The sequence below is a fragment of the Collinsella sp. LCP21S3_A3 genome, from assembly GCF_052118905.1.
GTDB lineage: Bacteria > Actinomycetota > Coriobacteriia > Coriobacteriales > Coriobacteriaceae > Collinsella.
The window spans coordinates 65,302-76,243 of record NZ_JBQKGH010000009.1 but is presented as its reverse complement, the minus strand read 5'-3'; the positions used below and the strand labels follow the sequence as shown (position 1 = coordinate 76,243).

The window sequence follows — 10,942 nt, the reverse complement described above, 5'->3', positions numbered from 1 at the left end:
GTTAACGCTGATGTAGCACTAATGCCAGCGAGCGAGCCGCATTTGCGCCAAGGTGACGTGAAATGAAAGGGCGCTGACCTTCTGGTCGCGCCCTTGAAATTGAACGTCAGATTGGCGTGAATGCGGCTCGCGCAGCGTCGGCCGGTCCGCCGTTCGGTAGAACGGCGGAACAAAACGCTTTAGTGGGCTGAATTGCGTGGGCTGCTTGATTGTTGCTACAGTTGCGGGGCGTGCCGGGGGTCCGGCGCGTCCCGTTTTTATTTGACCATGAGGCGGCATGCGGTCGCGCGCGTGCGGACACCACGCCCAGACCGAGCGCGAGGATGCCCTATGGCCCATCATGCCGTTATTGAAATCGAAAATATGCCCGATAGCCCTGTAGCCCGTGAAGACCTGGGTGCCGGCGGTGCCTCTCGCGGTGCCGGTGCGCGCTCGCCGCTGTTCTGGAAGGTCTTGCTACTTTCGATAGCGGTCATCTGGGGCTATTCCTTTACCACCATGAAGGACGCGCTCGATACCATTCCGGTGTTCGAGCTGCTCTACATTCGCTTTCTTCCGGCGTCGCTGGTCATGCTTGCCGTCTTCCACAAGCGCATTGTTGCCCATTTCAACGCTCGAAATCTGATTGTTGGACTTGGCATGGGCGTGCTCATGTGGGGTGCCTACGGTTTGCAGACGATTGGCCTGGCGCAGACCACGGCAGGCAAAAGCGCGTTTTTGACGGGCACGTACTGCATCTTGGTTCCGTTTGCGAGCTATGTCCTAAGCGGCGAAAAACTTACCCGTTACAACTTGGGCGCCGCGTTACTGTGCCTGGCGGGCATTGGCTTGGTGGCGCTTGATAGCGTCGAGTTCAATGTCGGCGATGTTATTACGCTGGGCGGCGCGGTCTTCTTTGCCATCCAGATGGCGGTGGCCGCTAAGTACGGTCGCAAGATGGACATCAACGTCATCACGTTTTGGATGTTTGCGGGCAACGGTGTGCTGTGCCTGATCTCTTCGCTGCCGTTCGAGACCCAGGCGCCTTTATCCGTGTGGACGCCGAGCTTTATTGGCGTGATGGCATTTCTCTCGGTAGGCTGCACATGCGTGGGTTTGCTCATCCAAAACGTGGGCTTGGCGCATGTCCCGGCCTCGACGGGCTCACTACTGCTTTCGATGGAGTCGCCATCGGGCGTGCTGTTCTCGGTGCTGCTGATGGGGGAGGTGCTCACCTCGCGTTTGCTTGCCGGCTTTGCGCTCATCTTCCTGTCGATTATCTTGAGCGAGACGCACTTTGGCTTTTTGCGTAACTCTCCGTTAGACCAGCGTTGACGTAATAATGTCCCGTCCCCGCCCTAAGATGAATGTCGCCAAACATCAACATCGAAGAGACGGGGACGGGATGCTGGACATCATACTCCATGAGATGGAGGGGCTCTCCCTCGGGGAGAAGCGTGATCTCATCTGTGCCACGAAGGCGGCGGTCGCGCGCGAGCTTGGCAAGCAGGCAGATGGCGCGACGCCCAGATCATGCCCCCGGTGCGGCTCTTCCTCCTTCATCAGGAAAGGGCACAATGCCGACGGCTCCCAGCGCTGGCTCTGCAAGGGGTGCGGGAGGACATTCTCGTCCAAGAGCAGGGGCCTGCTCGCCGCCTCGAAGCTCGATGCCACGACCTGGGCGCTCTTCGTGGAAGCAACGCTTTCGGGCTCAAGCCTGAGGGAAGGCGGTACTCGGGGATGCCATAGCGGAGGACACCGCCTGCTGCCTTTTCTGCCTCATAGATATCGACCGCATAGCCAAGGACCCGAAGCGATGCTGCTGCCTGAAGGCCGGCAGGGCCTGCGCCCACGACGGCGACCGACTCTTTCCATTCGGGGTGCCAGCAGCAAGGACCTCCATGCCGCAGGATTCCTCGAAGTCGCAGACGAAGCGCTGGATGCCGCCGATATCGATCGGCTTGTCGATGCCGGTGCGCGAGCAGGCAAGCTCGCAGGTGCGCTCTGTCGGGCACACACGTGCGCAGACAGCGCCAAGCGCATTGTTGCTGCGGATGGTTGCTGCAGCGCCCTTGAAGTTCCTGAAGCGCACGCTCCTGATGAAGCTTGCAGGATCGGTGCCTGCCGGGCACCCCTTCGAGCAGGGTGCGTCATGGCAGAGGAGGCAGCGTGCTGCCTCCTGGGCTACGGTCACGCCGGTATAGGCCTGGCCGAGCTCTTCGGTATAGGGAGTAGCCATATTCTCTCTTCCTCTCCACATCATGCAGAAACTCCCTGCCAGCTCTGCCCTTCCCCCGAAAATGCAGAGCCCTCAGCAGGGAGTTCTCACCTTAGTAACTATTCGGATATCTTTTGATAATTCTTTGTAAACGGTCATGAAAAAACTGCTGTCCATGCCAGAAAGATGTATACGCATCCATAGACATTCAGCGACGTGCTCGTCACGGACACTCAGCACCCATTGCGGCTATGAGGTGCACCTTTGCAGATTGAAGGAGTCATAGCAAGGTTCCTGGCCCGTGCTCCGGCAAGCCCGGAAAGATATCCTCCCGATTCCGTAAACGGCATACGTTGCTCCGGCGCAGGCTCGCAGAAAGGCCTTCGGCAGCAAAGAAGGCCCGCACGGATGGCGGGCCTTCGCTTCCTATCTCTTCTTCTGGCCGGGCAAAAGGGTGTCTGGCCCATCGCTGCCGGATGGCCCCTGATCCCGAGCTTTCTTCTTGAGCTTTGCCTTCTTGCGGAGACGGTAGACAACGATATCGAGGACAAGGGCAATGACGGCAACAACCACGATAAGGACAGCCCATTCACGGGCGCCCCAGTGCCTGTTCTGAAGCATTGATGCTTCCTGTGCTTCCTCCTGCGAATAGTCGGTCCTCACGCAGTGGACCAGAAGCCGATGGTCATTCACGCCGTAGGGCGTGCAGGTGACAAGCGTCAAGAGGTCCTGGCCTGGCTGGATGGCAAGAGATTCCGTCTCGTCGGGCCAGACCACCTCCGAAGAGGTGACACGGTAGGCCAGGATGTCTCCCATCGTATGCAGCAGGACGATGTCGCCCTCCTCGAGCTCGTGGATATCGTCGAACATCCTGAGGTTCCGCATGCCGGAGTGTGCCGTCAGGACCGTATGCGTCGATGTGCCCCCGACAGGCAGGCTCGAACCTTCAAGATGTCCCACACCTGCCATCAGGACCGCATCTGAGGTGCCGTGATAGATCGGCATGCTGACATTGATCGAGGGAATCTCGATCCAGCTCATCATGGGGTCGTTCTCATAGGTGAGCTGCTGACCATAGGAAACGATATCGTCCTCGGGTATCGAAGGCGCATCTCCGGCAAGCACGGCATTGTAGCTCTGTGCCTGCTGGAGATACCACTGCTTCTGGTCAGCAGGAAGCGCATCGACCTCGGCTGTGACCTTCGAGATCGTAGCGCCAACGCCCTGGCTTTCGAAGTAATCGACCACCCACGGCCACACGAGAAGGCCGACACCAAAAAGGATCACCAGAGCCGTGATGAGCCGGTCTGCCCAGCGCGGCAGTCTGCGTGAGGCTCTCTTCTTTCCCTCACCTTTTCCCAAACGATCTCACCTTCTCAAAGAACAGGCCCCGCAATGCGGGGCCTGCCAGAGCATGAATAACGTGCAGGGCAGATGCTACTCAGCGCTGTTCTCGTCACGCTTGCGGGAACGCACAAGGTGCGTGATACCGAAGGCAAGGACGACACCGCCGGCAACCCAGGTAAGGGTCACGCCCGCCTGGCCGGTAAGAGGCAGGCTCATGCCCGCCTTGTCCTTGATGACCAGGTCGATCACGCCGTCGTAGACGTTGATGGTAGACACGTTGCCATTCGAGGTCTGGACGCGAATCGTGTCGATATCGCCCGTGGTCTTGTAGACAGGATAGATCTGGAAGGTGAAAGAGGGCACCGTGTTGTACCCCTCGGGAGCCTGGGTCTCGACGACGGTGTACTCGCCCGCATCGAGACCGCTCACCGAGATGCTGCCGTCGGTTTTAGACGTGAACTCGTAGGCCGCATCGCCGAGCTTGCCATCGCCCTGCACGTACTTCTTGCCCGCGCCCTCGTCGGCACCGGTGGCCTGGATGGTGAACTTGGCGCCCTTAAGGCCCTTGGAGTTATCCGAACTGTCGACCTTCATGAGCATGAGCTGGTAGGTGTAGTCGCGCACCGTCGCCGGCGTGGTGTAGCCGTGATCGTTAGTGCCCGGGTTGTTGGAGTACGTGAGCGTCACCGTGTTGTCGTTGGAATTGCTGGCAACCATTGCCTCGTTGTTGAGCTTGGCCGTGTAGTACACGTTCACCACGGAATTGGACGTGATGGCAATGGCGTTGCCGTTCGTGTCCTTCACCGTCTTGAGGTCGTTGATGGTCACAGTGAGCGTATTGGTATCAGAGTCGAGGGAGACCGTGTAGTCATCGGCGCGCACCTGGGTCTCGGTCTGGGCTGCATCGCCCGTTGCCGGGTTCTGAACCATCACCTTCACAGAGCTGGAATCGGCCGTAAGCCCCGAGCTAAGGACGTCGCTGAAGGAGTAGTAGTACGTGTCGTAGCTCGCAAGCGCCGTGGCAACCGTGCCCGTGAGCTTGTAGTCGACGTTCTGGCCAATCTGGGAGTCCGCAGCCTTTGCCCAGTCGGATCCCGTCGCATCGTTCTTGATGAACTTGTTGACCGTAGGCAGGCTCGACTTCTGGTCGACCGTCACCGCGCTGCCGCCAACCACCGCGTAGATGGGAGCGGTGCCCACCTTGTCGATCGGGTCGCTCGTCGTGTTGCTGTCGGTCACGAACAGCCAATAACCCTCATCGAGCGTCGCCTTGGTGCCGGGCGTGATCGTGGTAGCAGCCGCGCCCGCCGTGCGCATGGCGGCGGCGATTTTGCCAAAGGCATCGTTGGCATCGACAACGGTGGCCGACCCCGACCCAGACGCATGCTCGCTCAGCCAGTCGGCTGCATCCTGCGCGGACGTGCCCGCGTAGGTGGGCTCGACGGCCTTGATCGCGGCCTCGACAGCCGTCTGGGCCTGGGTGCTGCCCCAGACGATGTTTGACACCGCCTTGGACGTCGTGGCGCCCACCGTCTGGTCGGCAACGTCCGCCTTGAAGAGCTGATAGCCTAACAGCGTCGTGGTATCCGACGAGACATGCGTGTTCGCTTTGATCGTGATGTCGCCCTGGGTCGCCGTCCCGTCTGCCGCGAACGCTGCGACCGGTGCCGCGACCGGGCCGAGGGCCATCGTGAGCGCCAGGCCTGCTGCTATGGCCTTTGCGGCAATGCTTGTGTGCTGCTTCATAGTGTCCTCCATTTATTTCATACGTGGATCTAAGTCTGTCTGCAATCGCGGGATGTTTCCTGCATCCAGCGTCCGTACCTAATGCCTGTCTCCCCCTCTTCTTCTGAGAACTCCTGCCGCTATCAGAATGGCTGCTCCTAGAACCACAAGCCCCAGAGCAAGGCCAGAAGGGTTCAGATCGCTCATGTCGGGGAGGCCAAGCTTCTCGAGAATGGAAGTCTTTTCATGTGCATTGGGCACCGATACCGTAGCTATGCCGATCGCGCTATCGAAGCCAGACGCTTTGAGCGGAGATTCTGCAGAAAGCTCGGCTGCAGCTGAGTTCCCCGTGGCAGGGCCAGACACGATCTGGTTCGGCTCATAAGGAACCGCTAGCGTGATGGTCCGCGTCCCCGCAAATGCCTGGTATCCAGCCGGTGCCGAAACTTCCTCCACCGTGAAGGTGCCTGCATCGACACCTCGGACGGAGATAGTGCCGTCGCTTCCGGTTGTGATAGTCTCCTCATTGGAAGACCAGGTGCCATCCGGGGCCAGATAGCGTCTCTTGTCGTCCCTGATCCTCAGTACCGCTCCGGACAGCGGCGTGCCGTCATCTGCATCGCGCTTCGTGAGGATGAGACTCCAGCTATAGGCAACCGCCTTGGATTCCTGTGTAGTGGTCGTCTCGGTCGAATAGGTCGACTTTGGATAGATGAGCGTGACGGTATTCACATTGCCGTTCCCCATGCCGGTCCCGAGAGATGCACTCAGAGGAGCATCATAGACAACGACAACCCGCACTCCTTGGGATGCATCTATTGCATGGGCCTTGACAGCCTCCACCAGATTGAGCGCGACCTTGAAGCTTCCGCCATCTGCTGCAGGCGTATAGGTGTGTGTATATTCCTCATCGCCGAGCTCTGTCCAGCCTTGGGAAACCTCAAGACCTGTCTCCCACACGTCTTCAGCTGCAGGAGCAATGTAGACATGGATATCGAAAGGCTCGGCAAGGCCTGCACCAAGCGTGTCATCGAAGACGATCTTGTACGAGGTGTAGCTCGAGAGGATGGAAGGCACTGTTGCATCGAGACGCCAGAAAAGGTCGTCTCCTGCCGTAGCATCTGCTTGCTTCTGCCAGGCATCGTTCGAATCCTCGAGCACCTGCTTTTCCACCGTCGGCACGCCAGACTTGGCAGCGACTGTCACATCGGAGCCGCCGACCGCCACAAGGATGGCAGAAGTGCCGGACTGGTCCTGGCCGATGTTCGAATCCTTGCTCACGACAATCCAGTAGCCCGCGCCAAGAGACTTTGGCACGCCTGCTTCAAGGGTCTCCCCACCAGCTGATGTCTGCATAAGGGCCGAAGCGATTGCGTTGGGAACAGAGCCCTGGGCAGCAGCAGAGCCGCTCTGGACATTGTTTCTGATCCATTCAGCAGCATCGTCTGCATCTGCGATGCTCTCGACGTTTACAGACGGATTGACGCTCTTGATTGCCTCGGGGACAACCGAGGCGACTGTGTCGGTTGCCCACGCGATGTTCGCGACAGTCTTCGTGCCATTCGAGCCATCTGCCACATCGGCAGCGAAGATCTGGTAGGCGACAAATTCAGTCGATGAGCCATCGGCAGCATTGACGGTCAGATTTCCGGCACCCGATGCATATGCACGGCCAGGCATAGCGAGAAGGAGCGCGAACGCTGTAATGGCAGCGAGGATGAGGCTGTGCTTGATAGCAGAGAAGCGGTTCTTCCTAGTCACGGCCATCACCATCCTTCGCAGAAGCATTGCGACGGATGTGCATCCAGGCTGCTGCTGCAGCAAGCACGACAATGCCTGCAAGGTAGGTCAGCCCCACTCCATCAGATCCAGAAAGAGGAAGCGCGATGGGCTTGCGCTCGTTTGTTACAGTCACAACAGAATCTGTTCCAACACCAATGGTTCCGTCGTTTCCGGCATAGGTCGTCGTGTAGTCATCGTAGGAATTCTCTTCGACCGTATACGTCGTTCCCTCAGGCAGACCTGCTGCAGTAATTGATTCGTTGTTCTTCAGATCAAAAGTTGCAATGCCCTCATTGAACGTCATGGCACCATATGTTCCAGAAAGCCCCGTGCCTGCGCCAGAAAGCGTCACCGTAATCCTGAAGCTTGATGTTGGGTTGACTTCCTTTGTAACCTTTTTCTTTACAGTAAGAGAGCCCGTACGGACTGTATTGGTGATCGTGACCGAAGCGTCACTATCAAGCTTGCCGGAACCCGTACCCGTTACCGTATAGCTTGTGTGGCTGGCGTCGTTGTCGTCATACACACCCCCAGTCACGTTGTCTTCACTTACGGAATAGGAATAGCCCGAGGGGATCCCCGAAAGAGCAATCTTCTGCCCAGCCTTGAGATTTATAGTTGCCGTTCCAGCTGTGAACGCCAGAGAACCATCAGCTGGCTTATCGACAGAGCCACTATCAGTCACGCTCCCCGTATACTCAAAGGTGTCAGATACGTTGTCGCCATTCGCATCTTTGAGCGTTATGACAATAGGGAACCTCTGATTGGAGGATTCATTCGCAGTACCAGACACCGTCTTTTCCACCGTCAGGCTGTAGAGTCTCAAATTCGTGAACGCCGCTACAGCAGTCTTTTCGTCCTCGATATCGCCAGTTTCATCTGTAGCTGATTTGCGGTAGCTGTTGCTATCAGCCTCAGTCACGGTATATTTCGTTCCTGCTGGCAGATGCTCGGCCGTTGCAAATTCGCCATCCTTCAAGGTGACGGTCGCCACACCGTTCGTGAACGTCATGCCCCCGTATGTTCCGTTGATATTCGTGTTGTCCAGCGCAACCTTGAAGGTGAATTCTGTCGTAGAGTTCGCCTCGCCTGTCACTTTCTTCGACACTTTCAGATGGCCATCCTGTGCCGGCTGCAGGGTCAAGTTTTTTGATAGCTTAATTGTATGGATAACCTCGCCAAGCATGTGCTGGTATTCCTTGCCGCTCGTCGGGGAGACCAGGCCAGATTGCGGGCTATACTGCCTGATTCCTTCCGTCCATACAAGGGTTGTCGAAAGCTCAACATTCTTGTCTTTAGTCGGCTTGTCAGAAGAAGATATCCTGAACCTCGTTCCGGCTTTTACAGAAGTTGCAGTAGTGCCATCTTCAGCAAGTGCGGTCAATCCACTGGGCAGACTGAGCGTATACACGCCACGATAAGTTTCAGGCTCTGATATGGTTATCCAGCCCGTTCGCCATGTTCCCGAATCAGGATCGAACACAAACTCTGTATCTCCTGACACTGTAATCAAGCTTGAGTCCGGCTCAGTCATCTGGAGATTGGCACCAGCGCGAGCAGCTGCCAGCATCTTTGTCACAAGGGAATCCGAATCATAGCTAGACTCTGGAATGTCGTTATCGGGCACCCCATACGTCGTAAGAAGTGCCCAGACAGCATTCTGCGTCGCATCATTTGCTTGGGCAATAGTTACATAGCTGCCATTGCGTGCATAGAGATTATCGTAGGCAGCCAATGGGGTACCTGGGGTACCACCATAAAAGGGGTTCAACATGCAGAATGCAGCTTTATAGAAGTCAGTGCTGAGTACCTCTGCTTGCGTCATCCCCGACGCTGTAGTGCCAGAACCAAGTTCCCATACCTTTTGGAAGAACTGAAAAATTCTGTACATGTTCGTGCTGCTGTCACTGTAGTCCTGAGTATAGTCGCTGTACGTGAAAACGGCATCACCCAGCTGCTCATGGAAATCGGAGCGCAGACGATCTGGTACTTCGAGTAATTCGTTGAACTCGCTTTCAGTGATTTCCTTTCCCTTGTCCGTGACAGTATAGAGGTTCATTCCGTTATAGGGATAACCAGCGTAGAGGAGATACTCGAGCTCCTTCATGCACTGTTCATACACTTCTTTCGTCTTATGGAGTGTATTGACGAAGTAATCTTCTGTGAGATAACCCTCGGTATAAGGAATAGAAGAACCTTCTGAAGAGTCTGGCCATGCAAGCCCGTTATTCATACAGTACAGAATGATTCTTTCATTGCCATTCTCGACATAATGGATTGAAATATTGTTGACAATTTCGCTCTTGACTGCGATAGGGGTAGAACTCGCCACCTGAAGTGTTGCATTAAGCGACGGTGTTGCAGCAGAACCTTCGACATCTGCATTGGCACCCAAGCCCTGCAGGTTCGCAAGGGCGCCGATGCCAGTCACTGAGGAAGAGAGTCCGGAAGCAGATAGTTCAGATGGAGAGGAAGAAGAGCTGGTGTCTGTCGCCGCTGTTGCAGACGAAGTGCCTGTGGCTGTTTTGGCAGACGTACTGTCTGTTGAGCTGCCGGCAGTCCCTGCACTATCGTCTGCGGATGGCGTGACGGTGGCATCTGCCGATGCCGCAGTCTCCGCTGCGCTTTCCTCGCCCGCAAAGGTACGTATAGGCACCAGGAACAATGCCAGAACAATGGCGCACATTGCTGCAATAAGAGCAGTGCCGCTCCCTCTCCCCAATTTCATCTATCCGCCCTAATCTGTGCCTATCGCTATCCCTTAGTTTTGAGAACTATTTAGTAGCACTTATCGTTATGAATACTCCTACAATCAAGCTCGGAATTGTGCGGACCGCAGCTGTTATTCATGCTGTCTCTACAAATTTCATCAGGAAAGGGCACAATGCCGACGGCTCCCAGCGCTGGCTCTGCAAGGGGTGCGGGAGGACATTCTCGTCCAAGAGCAGGGGCCTGCTCGCCGCCTCGAAGCTCGATGCCACGACCTGGGCGCTCTTCGTGGAAGCAACGCTTTCGGGCTCAAGCCTGAGGCAGTGCGCGAAGACGTGCCATGTGTGCCTCAGGACCTCCTGGTTCATGCGCATGAGACTCTGCGAGGTTATGGAGCGCTCGCTTCTCGCCTTCAGGACCGGACCTTCGGTCTCCTGGCAGGTAGACGGCGCCTACCTCGACGAGTCCCTCACGGGAAACAGGGCAAGGAGTGCTGCCAAGATGCCGAGGAAGCCCCACAAGCACGGCGGCGCCGTCCATGCGCGCGGCATCTCCAACCTCAAGGTCTGCGTCATCTGCGGAGCCAATGATGCCGGAGACGGGCTCTGCCGCGTGGCCGACAGGGGAAGGCCGAAGGATGAGGCCCTGAGAGACGCCATCAAGGGTCTCGGTCCTGGCACCTGGGTGGCGACCGACGCCCATCAGGGCTACAAGCGCGTGCTTCCCGCCCTCGGCATCACCGAGCATGCCGCCACCGACACGCGCCTGCAGAAGGACGGCGAGCTTGGCATGGTCAACGCGATGCACCAGAGGCTGCGCATCTTCCTTGCCCCATTCCACGGCGTATCCACCAAGTGGCTGGACCACTACCTCTCCTGGTTCCTTTGGCTCGAGCAGGCAAGGCGCTCGGACGCAGACGGGCTTCAGACGCTTTCCGGCCAGAGCGCCTGCGGCTTCTACGAGCATACGAGGCGCCAGATGATCGATCGTCCCCAGCCCTTCTGGGACTATTGGCAACGGCAGGGAGCGGCTACGTCAATGCTGGTCTAACAGAGAGTTGCGTAAAAAGCCGCGAGCGCGTTTGTAAACAATCTGTTGCGCCGTCCCTCTGGGGCGGCGTTTTTTATGCGTCGCCTTTAAAGTTGTGCCTTGCACTTTAGAGTATGAAAGTGCTTGCTGCTA

Annotated in this window: 7 protein-coding genes and 2 pseudogenes; 3 read left to right on the top strand and 6 right to left on the bottom strand. The window is 57.2% G+C overall.

Going from position 1 to position 10,942, the window contains the following annotated elements:
* Nucleotides 1-363: 363 nt before the first annotated feature.
* Together ACTQ0H_RS06285 and ACTQ0H_RS06280 are read left to right on the top strand one after the other, a co-directional pair.
* Nucleotides 364-1,314: a DMT family transporter gene (locus ACTQ0H_RS06285; protein ID WP_441547942.1), complete on the top strand. Its 951-nt coding sequence runs from the start codon at nucleotides 364-366 to the stop codon at nucleotides 1,312-1,314.
* A gap of 7 nt (nucleotides 1,315-1,321) precedes the next feature.
* A pseudogene (locus ACTQ0H_RS06280) lies at nucleotides 1,322-1,600 on the top strand (transposase); the annotation flags it as partial.
* Here ACTQ0H_RS06280 and ACTQ0H_RS06275 read toward each other — a convergent pair.
* The 6 genes and pseudogenes from ACTQ0H_RS06275 to ACTQ0H_RS06250 all read right to left on the bottom strand — a co-directional run bounded on the left by ACTQ0H_RS06275 (nucleotide 1,542) and on the right by ACTQ0H_RS06250 (nucleotide 9,779).
* Nucleotides 1,542-1,832: an NAD(P)-binding protein gene (locus tag ACTQ0H_RS06275; RefSeq protein ID WP_441064062.1), complete on the bottom strand. Its 291-nt coding sequence runs from the start codon at nucleotides 1,830-1,832 to the stop codon at nucleotides 1,542-1,544. The pseudogene ACTQ0H_RS06280 and the gene ACTQ0H_RS06275 overlap by 59 nt on opposite strands.
* A 71-nt stretch (nucleotides 1,833-1,903) precedes the next feature.
* Nucleotides 1,904-2,218, bottom strand: a pseudogene (locus tag ACTQ0H_RS06270) (hypothetical protein); the annotation flags it as partial.
* A 405-nt stretch (nucleotides 2,219-2,623) separates the two neighbouring features.
* Nucleotides 2,624-3,484 carry a class C sortase gene (locus ACTQ0H_RS06265; protein ID WP_441064061.1) on the bottom strand — a complete coding sequence of 287 codons (861 nt, stop codon included), beginning with the start codon at nucleotides 3,482-3,484 and terminating at the stop codon, nucleotides 2,624-2,626.
* Between the two features lie 150 nt (nucleotides 3,485-3,634).
* Entirely contained in the window at nucleotides 3,635-5,290 is a 1,656-nt protein-coding gene (locus tag ACTQ0H_RS06260) for an isopeptide-forming domain-containing fimbrial protein (protein ID WP_441064060.1), read from the bottom strand.
* 78 nt (nucleotides 5,291-5,368) lie between these two features.
* On the bottom strand, nucleotides 5,369-7,036 hold the full coding sequence (locus ACTQ0H_RS06255) for a SpaA isopeptide-forming pilin-related protein (RefSeq protein ID WP_441547941.1): 1,668 nt from the start codon (nucleotides 7,034-7,036) through the stop codon (nucleotides 5,369-5,371).
* The gene (locus tag ACTQ0H_RS06250; RefSeq protein WP_441064058.1) at nucleotides 7,023-9,779 is read right to left on the bottom strand and encodes a DUF7601 domain-containing protein; all 2,757 of its coding nucleotides are present in this window, start codon (nucleotides 9,777-9,779) and stop codon (nucleotides 7,023-7,025) included. Before ACTQ0H_RS06250 ends, ACTQ0H_RS06255 begins: the two co-directional genes overlap by 14 nt.
* Nucleotides 9,780-9,847: 68 nt before the next feature.
* Here ACTQ0H_RS06250 and ACTQ0H_RS06245 point away from each other — a divergent pair, with 68 nt between their 5' ends.
* Nucleotides 9,848-10,810, top strand: coding sequence for an IS1595 family transposase (locus tag ACTQ0H_RS06245; RefSeq protein ID WP_441064056.1), 963 nt, complete (start codon nucleotides 9,848-9,850; stop codon nucleotides 10,808-10,810).
* The last annotated feature ends 132 nt before the right edge of the window (nucleotides 10,811-10,942 follow it).